Source organism: Tamaricihabitans halophyticus (assembly GCF_004340875.1).
GTDB lineage: Bacteria > Actinomycetota > Actinomycetes > Mycobacteriales > Pseudonocardiaceae > Tamaricihabitans > Tamaricihabitans halophyticus.
In genome coordinates this window covers 250533-276107 of sequence record NZ_SLXQ01000001.1, presented here as the reverse complement: position 1 = coordinate 276107, position 25575 = coordinate 250533, and the positions used below count along the sequence as shown (strand labels likewise).

25 protein-coding genes are annotated in these 25575 nt (G+C 65.6%); 12 read left to right on the top strand and 13 right to left on the bottom strand.

Annotation, left to right across the window (positions count from 1 at the left end):
• Positions 1–118: 118 nt before the first annotated feature.
• The 4 genes from EV191_RS01320 to EV191_RS01305 all read right to left on the bottom strand — a co-directional run bounded on the left by EV191_RS01320 (position 119) and on the right by EV191_RS01305 (position 4656).
• Positions 119–2113 (bottom strand): SDR family oxidoreductase, encoded by a 1995-nt coding sequence (locus EV191_RS01320; RefSeq protein WP_132874941.1) that lies wholly within the window; start codon positions 2111–2113, stop codon positions 119–121.
• 38 nt (positions 2114–2151) lie between these two features.
• Positions 2152–2346, bottom strand: a complete 195-nt coding sequence (locus EV191_RS01315; RefSeq protein WP_132874940.1) for a hypothetical protein — start codon at positions 2344–2346, stop codon at positions 2152–2154.
• Between the two features lie 73 nt (positions 2347–2419).
• On the bottom strand, positions 2420–3127 hold the full coding sequence (locus EV191_RS01310) for a class F sortase (protein WP_132876069.1): 708 nt from the start codon (positions 3125–3127) through the stop codon (positions 2420–2422).
• 20 nt (positions 3128–3147) lie between these two features.
• Positions 3148–4656, bottom strand: a complete 1509-nt coding sequence (locus tag EV191_RS01305; RefSeq protein ID WP_243658685.1) for an MSCRAMM family protein — start codon at positions 4654–4656, stop codon at positions 3148–3150.
• 429 nt (positions 4657–5085) lie between these two features.
• On the opposite strand from EV191_RS01305, the gene EV191_RS01300 reads away from it, so the two are divergent.
• Positions 5086–5928, top strand: a complete 843-nt coding sequence (locus EV191_RS01300; protein WP_132874939.1) for a Bax inhibitor-1/YccA family protein — start codon at positions 5086–5088, stop codon at positions 5926–5928.
• 93 nt (positions 5929–6021) lie between these two features.
• Here EV191_RS01300 and EV191_RS01295 read toward each other — a convergent pair whose 3' ends face one another.
• A complete protein-coding gene (locus EV191_RS01295; protein ID WP_132874938.1) occupies positions 6022–7242 on the bottom strand; it encodes an acetyl-CoA C-acetyltransferase in 1221 nt (406 codons plus the stop codon).
• Between the two features lie 109 nt (positions 7243–7351).
• On the bottom strand, positions 7352–8164 hold the full coding sequence (locus tag EV191_RS01290) for an SGNH/GDSL hydrolase family protein (RefSeq protein ID WP_243658684.1): 813 nt from the start codon (positions 8162–8164) through the stop codon (positions 7352–7354).
• Positions 8165–8305: 141 nt separating this feature from the next.
• Between EV191_RS01290 and EV191_RS01285 the strand changes: the two genes are divergently transcribed.
• From EV191_RS01285 to EV191_RS01265, 5 genes are all read left to right on the top strand, one after another.
• Entirely contained in the window at positions 8306–9676 is a 1371-nt protein-coding gene (locus EV191_RS01285) for a cystathionine beta-synthase (RefSeq protein ID WP_132874937.1), read from the top strand.
• Between the two features lie 157 nt (positions 9677–9833).
• Positions 9834–11117 (top strand): hypothetical protein, encoded by a 1284-nt coding sequence (locus EV191_RS01280; RefSeq protein ID WP_132874936.1) that lies wholly within the window; start codon positions 9834–9836, stop codon positions 11115–11117.
• 267 nt (positions 11118–11384) lie between these two features.
• Positions 11385–11825: a hypothetical protein gene (locus EV191_RS01275; protein ID WP_132874935.1), complete on the top strand. Its 441-nt coding sequence runs from the start codon at positions 11385–11387 to the stop codon at positions 11823–11825.
• A gap of 50 nt (positions 11826–11875) precedes the next feature.
• A complete protein-coding gene (locus EV191_RS01270; protein ID WP_132874934.1) occupies positions 11876–12511 on the top strand; it encodes a hypothetical protein in 636 nt (211 codons plus the stop codon).
• Positions 12512–12536: 25 nt separating this feature from the next.
• Positions 12537–13706: a cystathionine gamma-synthase gene (locus EV191_RS01265; protein ID WP_132874933.1), complete on the top strand. Its 1170-nt coding sequence runs from the start codon at positions 12537–12539 to the stop codon at positions 13704–13706.
• 22 nt (positions 13707–13728) lie between these two features.
• Here the strand turns inward: EV191_RS01265 and EV191_RS01260 are convergent, their stop codons facing one another.
• Positions 13729–14025: a hypothetical protein gene (locus EV191_RS01260; RefSeq protein WP_132874932.1), complete on the bottom strand. Its 297-nt coding sequence runs from the start codon at positions 14023–14025 to the stop codon at positions 13729–13731.
• 114 nt (positions 14026–14139) lie between these two features.
• Between EV191_RS01260 and ilvA the strand changes: the two genes are divergently transcribed.
• Entirely contained in the window at positions 14140–15342 is a 1203-nt protein-coding gene (ilvA, locus tag EV191_RS01255) for a threonine ammonia-lyase (protein WP_132874931.1), read from the top strand.
• 98 nt (positions 15343–15440) lie between these two features.
• Here the strand turns inward: ilvA and hppD are convergent, their stop codons facing one another.
• A complete protein-coding gene (hppD, locus tag EV191_RS01250; protein ID WP_132874930.1) occupies positions 15441–16622 on the bottom strand; it encodes a 4-hydroxyphenylpyruvate dioxygenase in 1182 nt (393 codons plus the stop codon).
• A 190-nt stretch (positions 16623–16812) separates the two neighbouring features.
• Here hppD and EV191_RS01245 point away from each other — a divergent pair, with 190 nt between their 5' ends.
• On the top strand, positions 16813–17313 hold the full coding sequence (locus tag EV191_RS01245) for an Lrp/AsnC family transcriptional regulator (RefSeq protein WP_132876066.1): 501 nt from the start codon (positions 16813–16815) through the stop codon (positions 17311–17313).
• Positions 17314–17372: 59 nt separating this feature from the next.
• Here EV191_RS01245 and greA read toward each other — a convergent pair whose 3' ends face one another.
• Positions 17373–17873, bottom strand: a complete 501-nt coding sequence (gene greA, locus EV191_RS01240) for a transcription elongation factor GreA (RefSeq protein ID WP_165912776.1) — start codon at positions 17871–17873, stop codon at positions 17373–17375.
• Positions 17874–18100: 227 nt separating this feature from the next.
• A complete protein-coding gene (locus EV191_RS01235; RefSeq protein WP_243658683.1) occupies positions 18101–18538 on the bottom strand; it encodes a DUF4307 domain-containing protein in 438 nt (145 codons plus the stop codon).
• Positions 18539–18863: 325 nt separating this feature from the next.
• Here EV191_RS01235 and mca point away from each other — a divergent pair, with 325 nt between their 5' ends.
• Together mca and EV191_RS01225 are read left to right on the top strand one after the other, a co-directional pair.
• Positions 18864–19718 carry a mycothiol conjugate amidase Mca gene (gene mca / locus EV191_RS01230; protein WP_207894417.1) on the top strand — a complete coding sequence of 285 codons (855 nt, stop codon included), beginning with the start codon at positions 18864–18866 and terminating at the stop codon, positions 19716–19718.
• Between the two features lie 29 nt (positions 19719–19747).
• Complete coding sequence (locus EV191_RS01225; protein WP_132876065.1) at positions 19748–20110, top strand: hypothetical protein; 363 nt, start codon at positions 19748–19750, stop codon at positions 20108–20110.
• Positions 20111–20119: 9 nt separating this feature from the next.
• Here EV191_RS01225 and EV191_RS01220 read toward each other — a convergent pair whose 3' ends face one another.
• Entirely contained in the window at positions 20120–20878 is a 759-nt protein-coding gene (locus EV191_RS01220) for a nucleotidyl transferase AbiEii/AbiGii toxin family protein (RefSeq protein WP_207894364.1), read from the bottom strand.
• On the bottom strand, positions 20868–21893 hold the full coding sequence (locus EV191_RS01215; protein WP_132874926.1) for a transcriptional regulator: 1026 nt from the start codon (positions 21891–21893) through the stop codon (positions 20868–20870). Before EV191_RS01215 ends, EV191_RS01220 begins: the two co-directional genes overlap by 11 nt.
• Before the next feature lie 96 nt (positions 21894–21989).
• Here EV191_RS01215 and EV191_RS01210 point away from each other — a divergent pair, with 96 nt between their 5' ends.
• Both EV191_RS01210 and EV191_RS01205 read left to right on the top strand, forming a co-directional pair.
• Positions 21990–24005: a thioredoxin domain-containing protein gene (locus tag EV191_RS01210; protein ID WP_165912775.1), complete on the top strand. Its 2016-nt coding sequence runs from the start codon at positions 21990–21992 to the stop codon at positions 24003–24005.
• 141 nt (positions 24006–24146) lie between these two features.
• On the top strand, positions 24147–24704 hold the full coding sequence (locus tag EV191_RS01205) for a hypothetical protein (RefSeq protein WP_132876062.1): 558 nt from the start codon (positions 24147–24149) through the stop codon (positions 24702–24704).
• Between the two features lie 17 nt (positions 24705–24721).
• Here EV191_RS01205 and EV191_RS01200 read toward each other — a convergent pair whose 3' ends face one another.
• Positions 24722–25564, bottom strand: coding sequence for an SAM-dependent methyltransferase (locus EV191_RS01200; protein WP_132874925.1), 843 nt, complete (start codon positions 25562–25564; stop codon positions 24722–24724).
• Positions 25565–25575: the final 11 nt, after the last annotated feature.

Sequence of the window (25575 nt, the reverse complement as noted above, 5' to 3'; positions counted from 1 at the left end):
GCGCGGCTCCCGGTCTACACCCCAAGGCTCACTCGACTGTTCTAAAGCCGTTGCCTGGCCTCAAGATCAGCTTCGCCGGCGGATCACCGTATGTGCGGCCCACGAATCGCAGCGTGAGCTACCAGTGAAAGCCACGGGTAAGTCGCATCAGCGCGGCCGCGCCCCTGGACAAATGCTGTTCGCCCTTACCTAGTTTCATTGCGCCGGTGCCCCCGGCTGCGGTCGAATCGGGGAAAATGCGGTAGCCCTGATAAGCAATCGCGTCGACCAGGTCCGGGGTGAACGCATATGCCATTTGGATGGCGAGCCCGGTTGGCGTACCAATGTGTTTCGGTCGGTTCCGCAATGCCCGCAGCACCATATCTGCTGCCTGGTCGGGGGATTTCGCGGGGAACATGTCGTAGATCTTCGTTGGGCGGATCATTGGCGTCCTGACCAGCGGCATGTGCACGGTGGTAAACGAGATCCCCTCGCCGTGCGTCTCGGTCGCGACGATCTTGCTGAAGTAATCGAGCGCGGCCTTGGATGCGACATATGCGGAAAACCGCGGTGCTATCCCCTGTACGCCAATTGAGGACACATTTACGATATGTCCAAATTTCCGCTCGGACATATGCGGGAGCAGTTCCAGAATGAGTCGAACCGCGCCGAAGTAGTTAATCGCCATGGCGCGTTCGAAATCATGGAAGCGGCCATAGGACAGCCGGACCGAGCGGCGAATTGAGCGCCCGGCGTTGTTCACCAACATATCCACGCTCGGCTGCTCATCGAGCATCGTGGTCACCGTCTTGCGCACCGATTCGGCGTCGGTGAGATCGCACGGATAGGCGTAAGCCTGCCCGCCGGCGGCGATGATCTCGCCGCGCAGCTCCTCCAGCTCGGCCGCGCGACGGGCGAGCAACAGTGGAATCCCGCCGGCTTCCGCGACTTTGCGCGCGGTCGCCCTGCCGATCCCGGAGGAAGCGCCGGTGATCACCACCCGGCGGCCATCCAGCTCGCCGCGCTGGCCGTGCTGGCGCCGGGCCCGAAACGGATCAAGGTGCTCGCGCCAGTACCGCCACAGCACGCCCGCGTAGTCCTCGAGCCTGGGTACTTCGATGGCAGGGTCGCCAATCGCGGCGCGGGTGCTGGTGCTGGCGAAAACCGGGTCGAAGGCGAGCGTGCCGAGCAGCACCGGCGGGATGCCCAGCCGGTCAAGCACCGCGTCCCTGGCCAGCGTGACACCGGGAATGTGCTCGGTGAGCTTGGTCAGCGACACGATGCCCGCGGAGGTTCGGCGATCCAGCTGGAACGTCAGCGTGGGCGCGCCAGCGGCGGCGGCGAGGGCGTTGTACACCCGGGTCACCGGTTGCGGTTCCGGATTCACCAGATGGAACGCCCTGCCGTCCAGGCCGGGCTTGGTGACCAGCCGCAGCATGGCCGCCGCGACGTAATCCACCGGAACCACGTTCGTATTACCCAGATCCGGGCCGACCGAAGGCAAGCTTGGCAATCTGGTCAGCTTGGAAATCGCGTAGCAGAAGTAATACGGTCCGTCTACTTTGTCCATCTCGCCGGTACGCGAGTTGCCGACCACGATCGCTGGCCGGTAGATCCGCCACGGCACCTCGGTCTGTTCCCTGACCAGCCGCTCGGACTCGAACTTGGTCCGGTGATAGGCGGTGACCAGGCGCTGCCCGGCATCGAACATGTCCTCGGTGAACGTCCCCGCATAGTCGCCGGCGACCGCCACCGAGGAGACATGGTGCAGGCAGCCCGCTTCGAGTAGGGCGGCCAGTTCGAGCACATGCCTCGTGCCATCCACATTCGCTTTCTCGCTGGCTTCATCGTCGGCGGTGATGTCATAGAGCGCGGCGAGATGCACCAGGTGATCTACCCGGTGCAGTGCGGTGCGGTCGGCCTCGGTGATACCGAGGGCCGGCTCGGCGACATCCCCGAGGACCAGCGTGACCCGATCGGCATTCGGCCAGTCCCGTAGCAACCGGGTGAGCCGGGCGCGGGACTGTTCGCGGACCAGTAGCGTGACCCGTTCGGTGTCCGGCTGGTTGAGCAGCAGCTCGACGAAGTGCCGGCCGATCAGCCCGGTCGCGCCAGTGATCAGGTAGGTAGCCATTGCGCTCTCCAAGAGTTCGACGCGCAGTCACCGTGCGGTTAGCTGGGCTGCTGGGTGCCAAGCAGCAACAAGACCACGAAGGTTAGTAGCAGGCCAACGGCCAACGCGATCTTGCCCCAGTTCAGTGCCCGCCAGTTAACGGCCCGCCCGTTCAGGGACCGCCCGTTCAGGGACCGCAATGCCCCGCCGCGCCTGCCTTTGGCGCGCCACGAGCTCACACGATCGGGTGCCACAGCAGCTGAGAGTAGCGCGTTCGGTGCGGTTCGCGGCAGTGCGCCGCACGATTTGTCGACGGTTGTCCGATGCTCAACTAGCCGGCTCGGCGATCACGATGCGGTTCGACGCATAGCCGGTGTCGCCGCCGATCCAGCGTCCACCGCAGGTCACCAGCACCAGCCGATGCGGTCCGTCCTGGCCGAACAGCTCCTGGGCCCGGTTCGGCAGATCGTCCTTGTCCACGGTGACGATCTGGTTGATCCGGTAGGTCCAGTCCTTGCCCCGCTCGTCCTGGACGTTCACCGACTGGCCTACCTGGCTGTCCCACAGCTCGGCGAACGGGCCAACCATGCCCTGCCAGTTCACGTGTCCGGCGAACAGGCTCGCCCCGGACGGCGCGTCCAGCCCGGCGCCCCACCAGGTCGCGTCGTTCAGGTCGTCTGGCACTGGCAGCACCGCGTCGCTGCCGACCTCTTCACGCACCAGGTTCGCGGTTCCGCCGTTGGGTAGCCGGATCGTGCCTGGCTCCTGCCCGCGGACCGGTTGCGGGCTGGGCTCCTCCCGCGCTTCCGGTTCGTCTCGTGGGCCAGGATCCGGGGCGGACCCGTCACCGTCTTCACTGGTCGAGGCGACGTCCCGCGGTGCGGGCCCCGGCGCGGCGATCGCGGTGCCCGGGATCGAGGTGACTGGCGACCACCACAACGTGGCGACGCCGAGTAGCGCGCCGACCAGCAGGCTGGTCACGCCGAGCAGGGTTCGGGTGACCAGCCTGCGGTGCCGGGCGCGTAGGGGTGACATAGCGGCCATGGGTTATCGGCTCAGCGGCGGCTCGTGGAGCGCTTCCGCCACAGCAGGCCACCGAGCGAGCCGGCAAGCAGCAACAGCGCCGCGAGACCCACGAGCGCGCCCGCGGACGGGTTACTCAGGGTGTCGCTCTTGGCCACCGCTTGCGGGTTGTCCCCGGCCGGAATGACTTCCGGTACCACCGGCTTGTTCGGCGCGTTGGCGACTTCGAGGGTTAACGTCTCGCCCGGTTTCACCTCACCACACGCCGAAGGTGGTGCCTTCGGGTCGAACGCGTCCTCGTAGCCCTTCGGCGCGTTCACCTCGACCACGCAGATCTGTTGTGGCGTCTGAATGTCCTGGACCTCGGCCTTGCCTTGCTCATCCGTGCTGAGCACGACGGGCTTGTCGTCCGGACCGGTCAGCGGTTCGCCGTCCTGACCGAGCGCGGGCTCGGTCTTGTCCTCGCCGGTCAGCTGCAGGGTGGCCGCCGCGATCGGATCACCGGTGTCCGTGTCCACCTTGCTGACCGCGACCTTGCCCGGTTTGGTGCGGGCTTCGGTGCTCGCCTCCGCGCTGAGCTGCTTCTCCCCGCCGGTGCTGACGATGCGCTGGGTATCCACGGCGACCGGTTCCTGCACCCTCGGTACGTCCGCGGGGCTGTCCAGGGTGGCGACGACCTTGGGCTCCGGGCCCGTGGGAATCACCTCGGTGGTTGCCGCGCCATCCTCGCTGGTGACCACCGAGCCCGTCGTCGAGCCGTCGACCAGCGTGGCGTCGGTCAGTTCCAGCGTCACCGGAACCTCGGACATCCCGGTTTCCTTGGCGTTGCGCACGCTGACCGACCAGTCGTCCGGCTCGTCGACCAGCTGGGGTTCCTCCGGTGCCGTGACCTCGGCCGTCCATGGGCCGTGGTTGTTCTCCGCCTCGGTGCGCAGCCGTTCGATCGCCTGCTGCGCGCTCGCCGGCAGCCGATCGTGGTGCAGGTCGATGTCGTAGCCGATGCTGCGGAAGTCGTTGCTCGGGTCCAGATCCGCTTCGCTGCGTGGCCCCGAGGTCCAGGAGTGCAGCAGGTGCGCCACCGCGGCGGCCTCATCGGGTTGCTGGGTATCGCCGTAACGCAGCAGCAGATACGAGATGTAGGAGGCCTGCTCGGGGTCGAGCGGCTCGCCCCATTTGTTCAGTAGTTCATCGCCGGGTTCGTACTGCTCGTTGCTGTCCGGCGCCTTGTAGGCGAACTGCACGCAGAACACCTGCTTGCCGTCGACCGTGTAGGAGCCAACCCAGTCCCGGTTTCCTGGATCTCCCTCGAATGGCTGACCCGGACGGATCTCGTGGCCGAGCGCTTCCTGTACGTCGGCATGCGCGGCCGGTGCGGTGACCACCGTGGTCAGGCCGGCGAGCATGGCCGCGCCGAGCAGTCCGGCAAGTAACCGGCCGCGTGGCGGCCTGCTCACCCGGTTGGCCGCGGCCGATCGGGTTCCGCGTCGTTGCCTACGTCTGGTTCCGTGTCCATCCCCGTGTCCGGAGAACCGTAACCCCATAGTCCTGATGACTCCCTAACCTGCGGATCGCTGTCGTCCCCTCACACTTTTCGGAGCGTGGTGTCCAGCAAAACGCCTGGTCATCGTGTACGCAGCGGCGCGCACACCCCAGTCGAAGGACGCACAACCGGGAGGGACGTCGACGTCAAGTGGTAGTGAAGTAGACACCGCTCGTGAGCATTGCCGGTGGCGTAACAATTCGCAATCCGCCACCGGTAGGACGTGATCACCCGGTCGAGAGACCGTTTAGGCTGCGCCCAGTAGCATCGAGGCCCAGTAGTATCGAGCGGTACGGGTGCTTGCTCGGTTGCCCGGGTTACCCGGTGACGCCGAGTGGCCAGGTAAAGTCGCTTTTACTGATGCCGGGAACTACTCCGCGCGCTCGGTCGTTCAGCTCGATGAAGGTGCCAGTTAGGCCCAGGAGGACAGGTGCGAGCAACAAGCAACCCCGCGTTCCGTAATCTGCCGAGTTCCGGCGGCTATGCGGGTTTCGATACGCGATCGGCGCCCGGTGGGGCTCAGCCGGGCTACGGCCAGACGAGCTACGGCGGGTATGGGCCGGCCACCGGTTCGGCCGACCGGCCGATGACGGTTGATGACGTCGTCATCAAGACCGGGATCACGCTCGCCGTCACGTTCCTGACCGGCATCATTACCGCCGTCTGGGCGATGGGCCGGATCGATGCCGGGCTGTCCATGGGCCCGATCACCGGCGCGATGATCGGCGGGATGATCGTCGGCTTGATCTGCGCGCTGGTGGTGATCTTCAAGAAGACGCCGAACCCGGCGCTGGTACTCACCTATGCGGCGGCCGAAGGTGTTTTCCTCGGCGCTATCACCGGTGTGTTCGAGGCGTTCGTCGCCAGGGGCATTGCCCTGCAGGCGATTATGGCCACCGGGATCGTGTTCGCCGTGATGCTGGTGGTCTACAAGACCGGGGCGGTCAAGGTCACGCCGCGGCTGACCAAATGGGTGATCGGCGCCGCGGTGGGTGCCGCCGCGTTCATGCTGATCAACCTGCTGGTGGGGATGTTCACCGGCGGTTCGGGCATCGGCATCAGGGACGGTGGCCCGCTGGCCATCGTGTTCAGCCTCGTGGTGATCGGTATCGCCGCGTTCATGCTGCTGCTCGACTTCGATATGGCTGACCAGATGATCCGGCAGCAGATGCCGCAGAAGTGGGCCTGGTACGCCGCCTTCGGGCTGATGACCACGCTGGTCTGGCTGTACCTCGAGATCCTTCGCCTGCTTTCCTATCTGCAGAGCGACTAGTACGTAGACAAGAAGTGGGCCCCGGCGCAAGCATTCGCCGGGGCCCACTTCTATTTCGCAATCTTTAGGGATCTTGCGGTCACTGGGCGTGGTTCAGCTGAGGCGCTCCAGCACCATCGCCATCCCCTGCCCACCGCCGACGCACATGGTTTCCAGGCCGAACTGTTTATCGTGGAACTGCAACGAGTTCAGCAGGGTGGTGGTGATCCGCGCGCCGGTCATCCCGAACGGATGGCCAACCGCGATCGCGCCGCCGTTGACGTTCAGCTTGGCCTCGTCGATGCCCAGGTCCCGGTAGGAAGGGATCACCTGCGCGGCGAAGGCTTCGTTGATCTCCACAAGGTCGATATCGTCGATCGTCATCCCCGCGCGGGCCAGCGCCCGCCGCGAGGCCTCGACCGGCCCAAGGCCCATGATCTCCGGGGACAGCCCGGAAACACCGGTCGACACGACGCGCGCGAGCGGCGTCACGCCCAGCTCCGCGGCCTTGGTGTCGCTCATGATCACCAGTGCCGCCGCGCCATCGTTCAGCGCGCAGCAGTTGCCGGCGGTGACCTTGCCGTCCGGCCGGAACACCGGTTGTAGCTGGGACACCTTCTCGTAGCTGACGCCGGCTCGCGGGCCGTCATCGGCATCGACAACCCGACCGTCCGGCAAGGTCACCGGGGTGATCTCGCGTGCCCAGAACCCGTTGGCCAGCGCCTTTTCCGCGAGGTTCTGCGAGCGCACCCCGAAATGATCCATGTCCTCGCGGCTGACGTTCTTGGCCAGCGCGAGGTTTTCCGCCGTTTGCCCCATCGCGATGTAGATATCCGGCAGGGCGCCCTCGGCACGTGGATCCTGCCAGTCGCTCGCGCCCGTTTCCGCCACCCGCGCCGAGCGTTGCGTCGCCTCGGCGAACAGTGGGTTCTGGGTGTCCGGCAGCGAATCCGAGTTGCCCTTCGCGAACCGGCTCACCGTTTCCACACCGGCGCTGATCAGTACATCCGCCTCGCCGGCCTTGATCGCGTGCAATGCCATCCGGGTGGTCTGCAGGCTGGACGAGCAGTACCGGGTGATGGTGCAGCCAGGCAGGTGGTCGTAGCCGAGCAGCACGGCCACCACTCTGGCCATATTGAATCCCTGCTCGCCGCCGGGCAGGCCGCAGCCGAGCATCAGGTCATGGATCTGGGTGGGGTCGAGCTCGGGAACCTTGTCCAGTGCCGCGCGGACCAGCTGCGCGGTGAGATCGTCCGGTCGGATATCGACCAGTGAACCCTTGCCTGCTCGACCGATTGGGGAGCGGGCGGCGGAGACGATTACGGCTTCCGGCATGGCGAACTCCTTTGTCACGGCCGTACTCGGGGACCGCGACCGCGCGCGGCCTTAAAGTCCTAGGCATCCGACATTAGTTGGTCCACCGCGTGGCGCATAGTTAGCTCGGTCACCAGCCGTCTCGACCGCTTCGCTGCTCCGCGCGCAGCGTACTGAGCAGCGGTCCGAGTAGCAGGCAGGCGGCGACCCGATAGCCCTCGTCGCCTGGATGGAAGCGATCCGCGCTGAACAGTTCGGGGCGGCGACCGAATTCCGGGGACAGCAACTCCGCCGAATGAAACAGCGTGACGCCGTGTGTTTCCGCCACCGCGCGTTGCGCCGAGGCAAGCGCGCGGCTCCACTGGCCCACGATCGCCCGCAGCGGTTGCGGGATCGGTTTGATCACCCGTAGGTCGGGACAGCTGCACAACACGACGGCGGTGCCGGCCGCGCACAGCCTGGCCAGTTGCGCGCCGAGCAGCGCGGCCGAGGTGCGGATCGGCATCTTCGTGGTCACGTCGTTGCCCCCGATGATCACCACCGCGAGCTCCGGCCGGTCCCGCAGTGCAGCGTCCACTTGGGACTCAAGTTCTCTGGTTGTCGCGCCGCTGAAGGCATGCGTCCTCAGCCGAACTGCGAGCCCGGTTTCGGCTGCCAGCTCCTTCGCAAGCAGCACACCGGGCAGGGCATCCGGGCGGCTGGCGCCGAGACCGGCAGCCGTGGAATCGCCGAGTACCGCGAACCGCAGTGGCTCGCCCTTCGGTTCGCCCCGCGGTGGTTCGTAGTCGCCGTCCGCGCGCAGTGCGCGGCGCATGCTCCGGACGATCACCGAACGCGCTTGCTTGGACTGCCCGTTGAGTAAGCCGTACGCGCCGATCGAAAGGCCGCCAACGGTTCCGGCGGCAAGCAGCATCAGCTGTCGTGGTCGCGGTATCGCTGACATCGGAACTGGCCCTCCCTTCGTCGCTGCCCGTTTGATGCGTGCGCCGTATGGATCGTTCCCATCTGGACTATCTTCGGGCGGCACGGGTTTCGTTAGCGTGTGCCGCGCGCCCGTCGGTCTAGCTGGCGTTACGCTGCACCCGTGGAATACGTCGAGCATCTGATGGACCTGGTGGGCAACACCCCGTTGGTCCGGTTGGGATCACTCAGCGAGCCGAATGGTCCGCTGGTGCTGGCCAAGGTCGAGTACCTCAATCCCGGTGGCAGCGTGAAGGATCGGATCGCCATCCGGATGGTGGAGGCCGCCGAGCGTTCGGGTGAGCTGAAACCGGGCGGCACGATCGTCGAGCCGACCTCCGGCAACACCGGAGTCGGGCTGGCGATGGTCGCCCAGCGCAAGGGATACAAGTGCATCTTCGTCTGCCCGGACAAGGTCAGCGAGGACAAGCGCAATGTACTGAAGGCTTACGGCGCACAGGTCGTGGTCTGCCCGACCGCGGTACCTCCGGAGCATCCCGATTCCTACTACAACGTCTCCGATCGGCTGGTTACCGAAACCGAGGGCGCCTGGAAACCCAATCAGTACGCCAATGCGGAGAACCCGGCCAGTCATTACTACTCGACGGGTCCGGAACTGTGGCGGCAGACGGAAGGGCGGATCACGCATTTCGTCGCCGGCATCGGGACCGGCGGGACGATCAGCGGTACCGGCCGCTATCTCAAGGAAGTCTCCGAAGGCAGGGTGAAGATTGTCGGTGCGGACCCGGAAGGTTCGGTGTACTCCGGGGGAACCGGCCGGCCGTATCTGGTTGAAGGTGTCGGCGAGGACTTCTGGCCGGAGACGTACGACAGAGATGTTTGCGACGAGATCATCGCGATCTCCGACGCGGATTCGTTCATCACCACCAGGGAGCTGGCCGAGCGGGAAAGCCTGCTGGTTGGTGGATCCTGTGGGATGGCCGTTGCCGCGGCCCGCGAGCTCGCCGGCAGGTGCGGGCCGGACGACGTCATCGTGGTGCTGTTGCCGGACGGCGGCCGCGCGTACCTGACCAAGGTGTTCAACGACGCGTGGATGTCCTCGTACGGCTTCCTGCCCGCCGAGGCGAGCACGGCCACCGTGGGTGACGTGTTGCGCGGCAAGGATGGCCGGCTGCCCGAGCTGGTGCACGCGCATCCCACCGAGACGGTTGGTGACGCCGTGGCGATCCTGAACGAGTTCGCGGTCAGCCAGATGCCCGTGGTCAGCGCCGAACCACCGGTGATGGCAGCCGAGGTGGTTGGCGCGGTCAACGAGCGAGAACTGCTGGATGCGCTGTTCACCGGGAAAGCGACCCTTTCCGATCGGCTGGATCAGCATATGTCCGCACCGTTGCCGACGATCGGAGCTGGTGAGCAGGTCAGTGTGGCGATGACCGCGCTGGCGAACGCCGATGGCGCGCTCGTCCTGACCGGTGGGAAGCCACTGGGCGTGCTGACCAGGCAAGACGTGCTCGCGTTTCTCGCTGGCAGATGAAATTGACCGCACGATTGGGGGACGTCCAGCGTGGCTGGACGCGATCCGATAGCGTGTCCGGCAAATGCGTGAATCCTTCGACCGGATGGTCGGAGGTGACCGCGAGGCCCATCCATAGGGTCGTAGTGTCAACCAGCCAAGGGGGTTGGAAACCCAGATGAGCGCTCCGCAGCCGCCCAACCAAGAGGGGCAAGGCGGGCAACCGCAGGAGGGGCAGCAAGGTCCGCCGAGCGGACCGACCCCGCAGCCGGATCCGTCGCTGGCGGATTCGCCCGAGCCGACGAGTGTCGTGCAACCGGGACAGCCGCCGGCCGACTCGCCGGAGCCGACCCAGGTGGTAACCCCTGGCCAGGTCGCTGGCGGCGGCTCGGTCGCCGAGTCGACGCAGATGGTGCCGCCGGGCTCGCTGCCTCCGCAGCCCCCGCCGTACACCCCGCCGCCGAGCGCGGCCGACAACCCGGCGGCCATGGGGCAGCAGGGACCGCCCTCCGGTGGGTTCCCCGCGGCTGGTTACGGCCAGCAGCCCGGCCAGCCCTATGGCCAGCAGCCGCAGCAGCCTTATGGCCAGCAGCCGGGTCAGCCGCCGCAGGGCTTCGGCCAGCAGCCCGGCCAGCCCTATGGCCAGCAGCCGCAGCAGCCTTATGGCCAGCAGCCGGGTCAGCCGTATGGCCAGCAGCCGTACGGGCAGCCTTATGGCCAGCCGGGATACGGCCAGCCAGGAATGGGTGGCGCTGGCCAGAACACCAACCAGATCATTTCCTGGATCGTCTCCGGCGCGATCGCGCTGTTCGGTCTCATCGCCGCGATCATGGCGATCACCTTGCTTGTCGATTTCGGTGACGCGCCCTCGACATCGGAAGCCTGTGGCAGCCTGCCGGACAGCGTTCGCGGGCAGTGTGAGGACCAGATTCCGAGCACCGGCCTCGGCATGTTCTACGCGATCATGATGCTGGTCGGCAGCCTCGGTTCGATCGCCGGCGCGGTGTTCATGTTCCTGCGCAAGGGTTTCGCCTTCTTTATCTCGCTGGGCAGCGGCGCCGCGTTGTTCCTGTTCACGCTGCTGCTGTGGATCTGGGCGGAAGGTTCGAACGCCCGGATTGTTTTCTCGCTGATCTTCGGCATCCTGATCGCAGGGGCGAGCGTGCTCGGGTTCTTCCCACAGACCAAGGCATGGGTGGGTGCCGACTCCGGTGGCCCCGGTGGATTCGGTGGTCCCGGTGGTGGCTTTGGCCAGCCGGGCGCCTATGGCCAGCAGGCCGGTGGTTTCGGTCAGCAGCCCTACGGCCAGCCTGGTCAGCCGCAGCAGCCGTATGGCCAGCAGCCGGGCTTCGGACAGCAGCCCGGTCAGCCCCAGCAGGGTTTCGGTCAGCAGCCTGGCTACGGTCAGCAGCCTGGCCAGCCACCCCAGCAGGGTTACGGCCAGCCGCCGCAGCAGTGGTGAGCTGACGAGTAATTCGGTCCAAACGGGCCTCAGCCGAATCTGGCTGGGGCCCGTTTGCTGTTTGCGGCTCACCCCTGGCGCGCGGATGCCGTCCAGCTGCGCCGGGCGGGAGTAGCGTTGGTCCCCGATCGGTAGCGGCTCCCGGCGAAGGGCCCTTAGAGCTATCCACCGCAACAGCCGTACCCGCCCCAGTTCGGCCAGTTCCCGTTCGCGCCGCACTCGTACGGCGCGCCATGGCCGGCGGAACCGACACCGCCGAGGGGAACCGTGCTCGCCACCGCGATCCTCGGCTTGCTCAGTTGCCTCGGGCAGTTCACCTTCGGCTTCATCGGTGTCGTTCAGCTGAGCGAGCTTGGCGCGTCCATGTTGCCGCTCGCGCTCGTCGTTTTCGCGTTCCTGCTTGGGATTCTGCTCCTGATCGGCGCGGCCATGATGTTCGCAGGGAAGAAAGCCAGCAGGGCCGTACTGGTCAGCGGTGCGTTCCTCGAACTGGTACGAGTGCTCGGCATCGTGCTCTACGGGCTCACCGTGGGGCAGAACTTCATCCTGTACAGCCCCGCCGATCCGAATGGGCTGGGCAGCTGGTTCGGTGCCATTCCGGCGTTGGCGATCCTGATACTTGCCTTCTTGCCGGCAACCGGAAGGTATCTGCGGTTCGCGAATCAGCGGGCCATTGCGCGCCGCGCGATGCCCAATTCGTCTGGTTAGGCTATCGTGCGCCTTCGGCCCCGGAAGCGGAATGCGACAAGGTGATTCGGATGAGTTATCCACCGCAGTACCCAGGCGGTCCCCAGCAGCCCTATCCCCAGCAGGGTTATGGCCAGCCGGGTTACCCGGCGCCCATGCCGCCGCAGCTGCCCCCGCCGCCGGCCTCCGGCGCGACCGCGATCACCGCCGCGATCCTCGGGCTGCTCGGGGTCCTTGCCCACGGCCTGTTGGTCATGGTCTACATCTACGACATGATCAGCTGGGAGGTCTACCCACCGATCAGCGTGATCCTTACCGTCGTCTCCGCGGTGATCATCGGTTTGTTGCTGTTTGGTGCAATTCTGGTGTTCACGCGTAAACCGGTTTCCCGTTGGCTGCTCGTCGCGGGTTCTGGCTTGGAAATCCTGCGCGTGCTCGGCATCGTGATCTACGGACTGTCCGTCGGTGCGAACTTCGTACTTGGTGGCGCCGAGACGCCCAACGATCTTGGTGGTTGGTTTGGTGTGGTGCCGGCGATCGCCACCTTCGTCCTAGCGCTGGTGCCCTCGACGGGGGATTACCTGAACGGTGCTCGACGGCAGCCGAGGGCCGGTTATGGGCAGCCGGGCTACGGTCCGTATCCGCCCCAGAGTCATCCACAACAGGGCTATCCGCCCCAGGGGTATGGCCAGCCGCCACAGTGGTGATCGAGCCGCCGCGTAGGCTGGGCGTATGGCAACGAACCAGGCCGCATACGGCTTCGCGACCAAGGCGATACATGCCGGTCAGGAACCGGACCCGCGCACCGGCGCGGTGATCACCCCGATCTACGCGACGTCCACTTTCGCCCAGGACGGCGTTGGTGGTAAGCGGTCGGGCTACGAGTACGCGCGAACCGGGAACCCCACGCGCACCGCGCTCGAGGAGGCCATCGCCGCCGTCGAAGGCGGCCGGCACGCACTGGCGTTCTCCTCCGGGATGGCCGCAACGGACACCGCACTGCGCGCGATCTGCCGGCCTGGCGATCACATCGTGTTGCCCAACGATGCCTACGGCGGCACCTTCCGCCTGCTGGACAAGGTGCTCACCGAATGGGGAGTGCACTACGACACCGTCGATCTGTCCGATCTCGACGCGGTGCGCGCGGCCATCCGGCCACTCGAAGACGGCCGGGGCACCAAGGTGATCTGGTGTGAAACGCCGACCAACCCACTTCTCGGTATCGCCGATATCTCGGCACTCGCCGAACTCGCCGGGCAGTCCGGAGCCAAGCTCGTGGTGGACAACACCTTCGCCACGCCATACCTGCAGAATCCGCTTGAACTCGGTGCTGATCTGGTCGTGCACTCCACCACCAAATACCTAGGTGGACACTCCGATGTGGTCGGTGGTGCGATCGTCACCTCGTTGTCGGAGCTGCACGAGCGGTTTGATTTCCTCCGCAACACGGCTGGCGCGGTGCCTGGCCCCTTCGATTCCTGGCTGACCCTGCGCGGGCTGAAAACGCTCGCGGTGCGGATGGAACGACACTGCGATAACGCCGAGCGCATTGTTGCCGCGCTTAGCGCGCATGACGCCGTGCGCGAGGTGTACTACCCGGGCCTTGCCGAGCATCCTGGACACGAAGTAGCTGCCAAGCAGATGCGCCGCTTCGGCGGGATGGTTTCGTTCACCCTGCACGCTGGGCAGCAGGCCGCGCTGGACGTGGCGGCCAAAACCAAGCTGTTCCTGCTGGCCGAATCGCTCGGTGGGATCGAGTCGCTAATCGAGCATCCAGGTCAGATGACGCACGCGAGCACCAGTGGTTCGCCGCTGCAGGTGCCCGATGACCTGCTGCGGCTATCGGTGGGTATCGAGGACGCGACCGACTTGCTTGACGACCTGTACCAGGCGCTCAGCTGAGCGAACCGTACGGCGAGTTCCGTCAGGGGCGGAACTCGCTCGGGTCGTCTGGCCCACTGTGTCGGGGGTGGGTCGGCAGGTGGTTCCCGGGGAGCTTGTTCTCGTCCAGGCAGCTGCCGACGAGTTCGACCTTGTTGTCGTGGTACACGTACTGGCCGCCGTCATCGCAGCCTGCCTGCGCGACCGTGAAGACCGCGACACCGGCGAGGGCGGTTGCCGAGATGACCGCGCCGAGCATGGGGAGTACAGCGGAAGCCCGAGTGCTGAGCAGTCGATGCTGCAGTCCTCGTTTCGCTAACTCCGGTCCCCCCAATGCCATGCCAACTCCTCGGGAAGATCATCACGACGTGCGGGAAAAAGGCGTACAACGCAAAGCGTACCCGCCCGGTGCCATTCGCGTTGTCCCACCCGTGTTAGTGGCAGGATCGCGGGCATGAATCTGGTCAGCGCCGAGGACATCGCCGTCGCCCACGAGGCGTTGCGCGGTGTGGTTCGGCAGACCCCCGTTGAGCAGGCTCGGGTACTCGAGCCCGCGGCGGGCGGTCCGGTATATCTGAAATGCGAAAATCTCCAGCGTACTGGCTCTTTCAAGGTCCGGGGGGCCTATGTGCGGCTGCACCGGTTGAGCGTCGAGGAGCGGGCGCGCGGTGTGGTCGCCGCGAGCGCGGGTAACCATGCTCAAGGGGTAGCACTCGCGGCCAGCCTGCTCGGGATCGAATCGACGGTCTTCATGCCAGAGCGCGCACCGCTGCCAAAGCTGGCCGCTACCAAGGGATACGGCGCCGAAGTGCACCTTCGCGGCGCGGTGCTCGAGGAAACACTCGCGGCAGCCATGGAATTCGCCGAACGTACCGGTGCGGTATTCATCCACCCCTTCGACCATCCGGACATCATCGCTGGTCAAGGAACCGTTGGCCGGGAAATCCTGGACCAGGTGCCGGATGTGGGTACGGTGCTCGTCGCAACCGGGGGTGGTGGGCTCCTCGGCGGTGTCGCGGCCGCGGTGAAAGCCATCAATCCCGAAGTCCAGGTTGTCGGTGTACAAGCTGAGCGTGCCGCGGCGTTCCCGCCCTCGCTCGCGCTCGGTGCGCCAGCGGTCGCATCGGAGCTGCAGACCATGGCCGATGGGATCGCGGTGGGTAAACCGGGACCGGTCAGCTATGCGCATGTCGCCGGTTTGGTCGACGAAGTGGTTACGGTCAGCGAGGAATCCTTGTCCCGCGCCGTACTGCTGTGTATGGAGCGGCGCAAACTCGTCGTCGAACCGGCTGGGGCCGCCGCGGTAGCCGCGCTGCTGGAGGGCTCGGCCGTGCTGCGGCCACCGGTGGTCGCGGTCCTTTCCGGCGGCAACGTGGACCCGTTGCTGCTGTTGCAGATCATCCAGCACGGGATGACCGCTGCCGGGCGTTATCTGGCACTTCGGCTGCGTATTCCGGACCGGCCTGGCTCGCTTGCGGCACTGGTCGGCAAGGTCGGCGAACTCGGTGCCAATGTGCTCGATGTGGAGCATTCCCGGATTTCCGGCGCGCTCGCGCTGGGTGAGGTGGACGTATCGCTCAACCTGGAGACGCGCGGACCGGAGCATTGCGCGCAGCTGACGGAGATGCTGCGCGCGGCCAACTACACGATCCTCTAGGCTCCCGTGACTGGGCGTGACCGCGTTCTTTAAGGTTAGCGAGTCTGTCGTGGTCACCGGCGCCCCGGGGATCGCAATCTTTAGGGATCTTGCGGTTGTCAGAGATTGCCGCGGAGCTCCTGCTCTCGTTCGATCGCCTGGAAGAGCGCCTTGAAGTTGCCTTTGCCGAAGCCGAGCGAGCCGTGCCGTTCGATCAGCTCGTAGAACACCGTGGGGCGGTCACCAATCGGCTTGGTGAAGATCTGCAACAGATAGCCATCCTCATCGCGGTCAACCAGGATGCCGCGCCGCTGTAGCTCCTCGATGGGTACCCGTACTTCGCCGATCCTGGCGCGCAGTTCCGGATCCTCGTAGTAGGAATCCGGTGTGCCAAGGAACTCCACCCCTGCCGCGCGCATGTGGTCTACAGTGGACAAAATATCGTTCGTGGCGAGCGCGATGTGCTGGCAGCCGGCGCCGTTGTAGAACTCGAGGTACTCGTCGATCTGCGACTTCTTCTTGCCAACCGCCGGTTCGTTCAGCGGGAACTTCACCCGATGATTGCCGTTCGAGACCACCTTGCTCATCAGCGCCGAATAGTCGGTGGCGATGTCATCGCCGACGAACTCCGCCATGTTCACGAAGCCCATCACCCGGTGATACCAGTCCACCCAGTAGTCCATTTTGCCCAGTTCAACATTGCCAACGCAGTGATCCACAGCCTGGAACAACCGCTTGGGCGCGCCGGGGCGGGCAGGGACCGAACTGGCACTTTCCTGATAGCCGGGCAGGTAAGGGCCGTTGTACCGGGAACGGTCCACCAGCGTGTGTCGGGTCTCGCCGTAGGTGGCGATCGCGGCCAGCCGCACGGTGCCGTGCTCGTCGGCAACGTCGTGTGGTTCTTCGAGAACGGTAGCGCCCTGCGCCCGCGCATGGCTGACGCATTTATCCACATCCGACACTTCGAGAGCGAGATCGATGACGCCGTCGCCGTGTCGCCGGTGGTGGTCGAGCAGTGGGCTCTCCTGCCGTACGCCGCCGTGGATGACGAATCGGGCCGAGCCCGAGGTCAGTACGAACGACTTTGTCTCCGCGGTCCCGGTTTCCGGGCCGCGGTAGGCGACCAGCTTCATGCCGAAGGCGGACTGGTAGTACCAGGCGGTCTGGGTCGCGTTACCGGCGATGAACACCACCGCGTCCAACGACCGCACCGGGAAGGGGTCGTTGCGCGAGTCGTAGTCGACAAGGCCAACGAGCTGGCGGAGCTGGTCGTAGCTCACGTTGTCCATGGTCTCGGTCATTGTGATGGCCTCCTCGCACGGAACGGTCGATGACACGACCCTGCGCCGCAGTGGGCATCATGTGCAAGACAGTCATAATGAGCTATACATATTGTTCAGTGAACAGCAGAAAAATATGATCAATACGAGCAATATGTCTAGCGCTGTGAGCGCTGTGAGCGCTGTGAGCGCTGGGTTGGTGGGTGACCAGATGGCCGGCACGCCGTATGAGCTGGATGCGCTCGACGCACGGTTGCTGCTGCTGTTGACCGATGAGCCGCGCATCGGCGTGCTGGAGTGCTCGCGCCGGTTGGGTGTGGCCCGTGGCACGGTGCAGGCGCGGCTGGACCGGCTCACCGAACGAGGCGTGCTTGGCGGGTTTCCACCGGAGCTGGATCTGGCCGCGCTTGGCTACGGGTTGACGGCGTTCGCCACAATGGAGATCGCGCAGGGGCAACGCCAGCAGGTCGCGCGGGCATTGGCCGTCATCGACGAGGTATGCGAGGTCCACGCCACGACTGGGCAGGGCGACCTGTTCGTACGGATGGTGGCTCGCTCGAACGCCGACTTACAGCGAGTGATCGATGAAGTGGTCGCGGTACCCGGAGTTCGGCGGACGTCCACATCCATCGCGCTGTCCAGCCCGGTCGGGCCGAGAGTGCGGCCGCTGCTGGAACGTGCCCTGCCGGAAACCAGTGGCCGCCAAAAGTAATTGCCCGGGGCCATCGCTGGGATTGCGGCGAAAGCCCCGGGCAGAAGTGTCGTCGTGGGTTAGCCCGCGTACGGCACGGCCTTGATCAGCGTCACTTGCTGGACCTTGCCGTTCGGCAGCTCATACGAGCGCTCTTCGCCTTCCTTGGCGCCGAGCAGGGCCTTGCCCAGCGGCGAACCGGGGGAGTACACCTCGATCGAGCCACTCTCGATGGCGCCCTCTTCGCGCGTGGCCAGCAGGAATTCCTCCGGCTCGTCATCGCCGGCGTACTGCACGGTCAGCACCATGCCAGGCTCGGCAACACCGTTGTCCTTCGGTGTCTCGGCGACCTTCGCGGTGCGCAACAGCTCCTGTAGGTGTCGGATGCGGGCCTCCTGATGGCCCTGCTCCTCGCGTGCCGCCTGGTAACCGCCGTTTTCCTTGAGGTCGCCCTCTTCGCGGCTGTCGTTGATTTTGGCGGCGATGACCGGGCGATTCTCAATCAGCTCGTCAAGTTCTTGCTTGAGCCGGTCATAGGCATCCTGAGTCAGCCAGGTCACCTGTGTGTCGCTCACGGTCACCACTCCTCGTCGTACGGACCGGCCCGCGGTATGCGGGTCGGCTAGATCTGCCTTGAAGGCGCTATACGGAAAAACACGGCCCCGCGGTGGAGCCGTGCTGAACGTCAAGAATAACACGCAAACGCGTGCCGTGCCGGTCGTTTTGTCTGGCGATCAGGGCTTACCTGCGTTGTTCACTCCGATGGCCGCTTAATCGGTCCCATCTCATGACGGAGAGTTTGTGCAGGTCAGGGGATGGCGAGATACTCAGGGATGGTGTAGGAGCAGCCGAACACGTCGGCGGTAACCGGACGTTCGCCGCTCTTGATCACGGCCCTGGCGATGTATCCGTCATCAGCTGGCGGGACGAGCACCTCACGGCGCCCACTTTCCGGGCCGTCGACTTCCCTGGTCCGCACGACGCAGACCACAGGCTTGTCCGGATTCTCCCTGGTAACGCTGAACTCGATCTCCATCGCGTTGTTCGGCAGTTCGGTGAACCCGATTCGTTCCGCTTCGATCGGAGCCGAGCCGAGGTTCTGATAGCCGATAAAGGTCGCCACGCATACCGCGACGACTCCCACGGCCAGCAGGGCCCACCTTCGCCACCGCGGTGCTGGCTTGTCCGCATGCGCGCCGTATCGGCCGGCTGGCCTGCCAGTCGATGCGTTGGGCTCGTTCGGCAACGCTGGCCTCCGTATGCGTTCGCCTGTCTGGTCGGGTGGCGCGTCCGGCATGTCGTACCGGTGAGGACAATAGGTGCTGGGGGAATGTCTTACCCCGAGTATCCGTTGCACCATCGCGAGCGGGTGCCTCGGGGTGGGTGCGCGAACCCACATCCGCTCACCCGGTCAAAGGTGTCAATGGATCAGCTTGCGGGTTCGTTGGCGGTTGCTGGGTCGTTGGATACCTAAGGTCATTGGATATTGAGGAGTCGCGTCAGTCATGACGGAGTCGAGTTTCCAGCACGCGCCAGCCCATTCGCGGCCAGCGGGCGAACCGTTGCGGATGATGGCGGTGCATGCCCACCCGGATGACGAATCAAGCAAGGGCGCGGCAACTATGGCCAGGTATGTCTCCGAGGGCATCGAGGTCATGGTGGTGACGTGCACCGGGGGCGAGGCCGGCAGCATTCTCAACCCGGCGATGGACCGCCCGGAAGTGCTGGAGAACATGACCGAGATCCGGCGCGAGGAGATGGCGCGCGCGGCGAAGATCCTCGGGGTGCACCACCGTTGGTTGGGTTTCGTGGACTCGGGTTTGCCGGAGGGAGACCCGCCGCCACCGCTGCCGAGTGGCTGCTTCGCGGTGACCCCGCTGGCGGAGTCGGTTGCCGCGCTGGTCGCGGAGATCCGCGAGTTCCGGCCGCAGGTGCTCGTTACCTATGACGAGAACGGCGGCTATCCGCATCCCGATCACATCCGGTGTCACGAGGTTTCGATGGCCGCGTTCGAGGAAGCGGCCGATCCGGACAAACACCCCGAGGCCGGCGAGCCATGGCAGGTGCTCAAGGTGTACTACTCGCACGGTTTCTCCAAGGCCAAGATGACCAAGTTTCACGAAGCGCTACTTGCCAACAACCTGGAGTCACCGTACGGCGAGTGGCTCGCCAAATGGGACCCCGACCGGGCGGATGTACTTGAACGCGTAACCACGCAGGTGCGTTGCGCGGACCAGTTCGAGGTGCGCGACGAGGCGCTCAAGGCGCACGCGACGCAGATCGACCCGACCAGCCGCTGGTTCGCCGTGCCGCTGCACCTGCAGCAGGAGCTCTGGCCGACCGAGGAGTATGAGCTGGCGAAGTCGCTGGTGGATAGCACGTTGCCGGAGGATGATTTGTTCGCCGGCATTCGCGATAAGGTGTAGATATGACGGGATGGCCCACCGCGAGCTCCATGGTAAGCGCGACCGTAGTGCTGCCAACGTCGATTACCCTGGCGCAACAGCCGGGTGGCGGGGACAACGGCGGTCGCGGTGCGGACTTCGGTAAGTCCTCGCCGGTCGGCTTCCTGCTGCTGCTGCTGTTCCTGATCGCGGTGGTCTTCCTGGTCCGCTCGATGACCAAACATCTGCGTAAATTGCCGGTGAGCTTCGAGGACCAGCCACGGGCTGATGGCCGATCGGCGAAACGGCGCGCCCAGGGCGACACGCCGACTGCCGCCGCGCCGGACTCGGCCGCCTCAGCCACGCAACCAGCGCCCGACAACCTCGCTAACCTTAAAGAACGCGAACACGCACAGTCGCCGCAAGATCCCTAAAGAACGCGGTCACAGGGCACGGCGGGCAGCACTGAGGAGAAGTTCGGCTACGAGATCCAGGTCGTCGTTGGTGATATCGGTTCCACCGGCATTACGGATGCGGCGAAGCGTATCGGTGCGTTTTCGCACGAACCACAGGTCGACGTGGAGCGCGACGTCGTTCGCTGTATCGGCAGGGAGACCGGCGATCTGTTCGAGTGCGACCGGCCGGGTACTTGTGTCGAACGCGAGCCGGATGCTGTCCAGCAGGTCCGTGCCCTGCTTCTCGATCGAGCGGTTCATCACTGCTTGGAGTTTCATCGCGATCAGGGGTCCTGGCTCGGCTACCAGTGTGGTGACCTCGACATGCTCCCCATTTCGGCGCACGACTTCGATCGCCACATCGGTGGCGGTGTCGTTCGCCCATGCGTGCGCTGCAGCATGCAGTCGGTCGCCTGGGTCATCGCTGGGCCGGTCGATCTCAGCTTGCCGTATTTCCAACACGTCTACTTTCACTGGACCGTACCGGGTGGGCAACTCAACCGCCGACGGCTCAACGGGCACGGAGCCCGCTGCGGAGCGCAGCACTTCAAGTTGGGGTGCAGTCCCGATTAGACGGTCAACGACGTCAAGATCGACGGTGGCGCGGTGGGGGTTGTCGAGTCGGGAAAGGACCGCAAGGCCACCGACGATGACTGGTGGCTGGCCGATGACCGCGCGGACCTCGATAACGCCCTGGACAACGGCAGCCATGGCGTCGCCAACGAAGGAAACGCGGCTACCAGACACGACGCCACGGTTCGGTCGGCGTCCAGGCTTCTAGCGCCTCCCTGCCTCGGCCCTGGTCCTGGGCGAGGTCGAGAGCAACGAACAGTGGGTGCGCGAGCGGCCATTCGTGCGGGTAGTCGGATGGGCCACCGCGTTGGCGAACCGCCGCCGGTACTGGCGCGACACGGATTGTGGCGCGCGCGTGCAGCGGCGATTCGCTGACACCGAGGAGGTTGCTGGCTCGGCGCTGCAGGGATTCGTCGGGCACGAAGAAATCCATGACCTGGTCGGCGCGCGAGGCAAGTGGTGCGCCGTAGGCGCTCGCTGCGGCCGAGTCGGTCAGCGCCCAACCTTGCGGATCGTTCTCGACGTGGATTCCGAAACGCAGCGGAGCTGCGAGTGAGCTGTCTCCGGGATCCGGTGCTCGAGCGAGGAAAGTCCGCTTGGCTGGCCAGCGCTCGGCTACGTGCCAGAAGAGCTCTGTGCCGACGACTGTGTTGGCCTCGTCGATGAAGTCATCGTGACGCAAAGCGGCGAGCACGCTGGAGACGGTGCTTGCGGAGCGTTCCAAGTCGCGTGCCAGCGCCCGAACCCCGACAGGGCGCCCAGGTGTCATTAGCACGGCGGTGGCGACTTCCAGCCCAGCCTTGCCGGCGAGCGCGTCAGCGCGCGCCGGCCGCTCCGTGACCGCCGGCACTTGAGCATCTAGTACGAGACCGCGGGTGCGTAGTGCGAGGTGTCCGCGGAGGTCGTAGTAACCAGCCCCCGGCACGCTGAGAGTGCGACGGGCTGACTCGGTGATCCGATCGCCCACGACGAGCATGGCCCTGTGCGTCGCCGGACGATCGGCGAGAAGGTTCTCGGCGATCGTCTCATCGACCAGAGCCCGTCGAACCAACTCGATCACGATGCCGATCCCGTGCGGTTCTACGAGCATGAGGTCTACCGCCGAGTTGGTCTCGCTGGACCCATCCGGCGGACTCGTCGCTACGCCGAGGTGCGCCATCGCCTCGGCGACTTGCGACTCGATGTCCATGTAACCAGCATGACGTGTGTTCGGTGTTCGGTCAATACCGAACACCGAACAGATACCAAGGTTGCTGCCTGTGTGGTCTGCGGGATGATGGGTGGTGTGAACCGGCTTACCGAATCCACCAGCCCGTATCTGCTGCAGCACAAGGACAATCCGGTGGATTGGCAGCCGTGGTCGCCCGCGGCGCTCGCCGAGGCCAGGGCGCGCAACGTGCCGATCCTGCTTTCCGTTGGCTACGCGGCCTGCCACTGGTGTCACGTGATGGCGCACGAGTCGTTCGAGGATCCGGCGATCGCCGAGGTGCTGAACGAACACTTCGTGAACATCAAGGTGGACCGGGAGGAGCGGCCGGATATCGACGCGGTGTACATGACCGCGACGCAGGCGATGACCGGCCACGGTGGTTGGCCGATGACCTGCTTCCTCACCCCGGACGGCGAACCGTTTCACTGCGGTACCTACTACCCGCCCCAGCCGCGACCGGGCATGCCATCGTTCCGGCAGCTGATCGCGGCGGTCGTGGACGCCTGGCGGGAGCGTCCAGCGGAGCTGGCGGAAGCCGGCGGCCAGCTGGTCGAGCATCTGCGCGCGCAGACAGGGCCACTCACCGTCGCCGAGGTCGACGGTGCCGTACTGGACGAGGCCGTGGCGAAACTGGCCGCGGATCTGGATCCAGTGAACGGTGGATTCGGCACCGCACCGAAGTTCCCGCCGAGCATGGTGCTGGAAGCCCTGCTGCGGCATTACGAACGCACCGGGTCGGCCAGTGCGTTGTCTACTGTGGAACAAACCGCCTCGGCGATGGCTCGCGGCGGTATCTACGACCAGCTGGCAGGCGGCTTCGCGCGATACAGCGTGGACGCCGAATGGATCGTGCCGCATTTCGAAAAGATGTTGTACGACAACGCTTTGCTGTTGCGCTGTTACGCGCATCTTGCGGTGCGCACGGACTCTCCGTTGGCCAGCAGAGTGACCGAGCAGACCGCGGAATTCCTGTGCGCCGAACTGCGCACGCCAGAGGGTGGATTCGCGTCCTCATTGGACGCTGACACCGAAGGTGTGGAAGGGCTGACCTACGTTTGGACACCGGATCAGCTGACCGAGGTACTCGGCGAGTCGGATGGCGCATGGGCTGCCGAAGTCTTTGGCGTCACCGCACAGGGGACGTTTGAGCAAGGCAGTTCGACGTTGCGGTTGCTGACCGATCCAGCCGACAGCGAACGGCTGGCGCGGGTGCGCGCCGAGCTGCTGCGGGCACGGCGGGAACGCCCGCAGCCGCAGCGCGATGAGAAAGTGATCGCCGCATGGAACGGTTTGGCGATTACCGCGCTCGCCGAAGCCGGCGCCGCACTGGATCGTCCACAGTGGATCGCCGCGGCGCGGGAGGCGGCCGAGCTGCTGATCCGCGTGCACTATGTGGATGGCAGGTTGCTGCGCGGTTCCCGCGATGGCATCGCCGGGCAGGCTGGCGCGGTACTCGAAGATTACGGCTGCCTCAGCGAGGCGCTGCTTACCCTGCACCAGGTCACCGGGGAACCGCACTGGTTGGCGCTGGCCTGCGAGCTGCTGGACGCCGCGGTCGAGCTCTTCGCGCACGAGAGTGCCGCCGGTGCGTACTACGACACTCCCGCCGATGGTGAGGCGCTGGTGCAGCGGCCAGCGGATCCAGGGGACAACGCCACGCCATCCGGCGCGGCCGCACTGGCGAACAGTCTGCTCACCGCCTCGCTGCTGGTCGGCGCGGAGCGGGCGGATGCCTACCGATCCAAGGCGACGGCCGCGCTGGACCGGGCCGGCGCCCTGGTCGCGAAGATGCCACGGTTCGCCGGGCACTGGTTGACCGCGGCCGAGGCAATGCACGCGGGCCCGGTACAGGTCGCGGTGGTCGGTGCGGCCGGCGATCCGGGAAGGGCCGAGTTGTGGGCGTCGGCTGCCGCGCAAGTGCGCTCCGGTGGTGTGGCGCTCGCCGGCGAGCCGGATGCGCCAGGGGTGCCATTGCTCAGCCAGCGTCCGTTGGTGGACGGCGCGGCGGCGGCGTACGTATGCCGGGGTTACGTCTGCGATCGACCAGTAACCACCGTTGCCGAGCTGCACGCCGCGCTACAACCCCGCTAACCCTGAAGAACGCGGTCAGCTGCGATTCGCTGGTGGCGTAATCTCTTGTTCTTCCTGCGTACCGGCGTACCTTCGGAAGTGATGTAATCATGTAATCATCTGGAGGATGCCATGTACGCGAAGTTCAAGGCGGAGGGATTCATGGGTGGACGCGGTTGGCGTGGCAAGGGCGGCTGGCAGCAAACCGAGCAACCGTCCGCGGCGGATGCGGCGGCGTGGTTCACCGGCCGCCTACCTGCTGACTGGTTCACCGAACAGCCCGAGGTCACCGTGGACCGCGAGGAGATCATCGTGCTGGGCACGCTGCCCGCGCTGTCCGAGACCTTTACCGACGAGGCCGCGCGGGCGGCCGCGGAATCCGGGCGGATCAGCAGGTTCCGCGAGGAGACGCGGGACGAGCGGATCGAGATCGCCAGGCAGGCTGAGCACAAGTACGGCCGCAAGGTTGCCTGGGGAGCGAGGGTCGGCGGTACCGAGGAACTGTTCAGTACGTTGTCCGCGCCGGTGATGACCCGACTGCGGCAACCCGAGCGCCGCGTGCTGGACACGCTGGTGGACGCGGGCGTGGCTCGGTCTCGTTCGGAAGCGCTTGCCTGGACGGTCCGGCTGGTTGGCGAGCACACCGATGAATGGCTTGGCGAGCTCCGTGCGGCAATGTCCAAGGTGGATGAGCTACGGGACCGTGGCCCCGAGCTATAAGCCTCGCGACCGCGCGGTCAGGGCTTGCGGCCGACGCCGCCCACGATGCAGTACTGCACCTGATCAAGCGGTTTGATCCGTGGTCCGTCCGGCCACCATTTGGTGCACAGCGTGATACCCGGATCCACCATCTCCAGCCCGGGGAACATGTCCTCGATCTGCGCGCGGGTGCGGAACAGCCCGGTACCCATCGGGCTGTGCACGAAGCGCTCTTCCATCTTGCGGGCGAGCTCGCTGTACGGCTCCGATTCGGGGTCGAAGAAATGCGCGATGACCACGTAGGAACCGGACGGCAGCGCGTCCACGTACTCCCGCATGATCTCGCCAGGCGAGCGGTGTCCTTCGTCCTGCCGCTCGTCGTAGTGGTGCAGTGTGCCGACCTGGAAGAGCGCGAGCGGCCTGGTGAAGTCCAGCTTGGCCCGGACGGTCTCGTTCTCGATGATCTCGCGGGGCCTGAAGATGTCCGCCGCGGTGAAATGGGTGTGCTCGTTTTCCTCGAGCAGCGCCCGACCATGCGCCAGTACCACCGGGTCGTTGTCCACGTAAACAACCTTCGCTTCCGGGTTGACCCGCTGAACGACCTGGTGGGTGTTCTCCGCGGTGGGTAGCCCTGAACCGCAGTCGAGATACTGGGTGATGCCGGCCTGGGTGCCAAGGAACCGGGCGGCTCTGATCAGGAAGTCACGATTGTCCCAAGCGAGCTGGTTGACCTCCGGGGCGACCTGGCGGACCTGGCGCAGTACTTCCCGGTCGACCTCGTAGTTGTCCTTGCCGTTGAGCGCGGCATCGTAGACACGGGCGATACTCGCCTTCGTGGTGTCGATCCGCGTTGGCACGTCCCGTTCGGTCAGATCAGCCATCTCGCACCCGT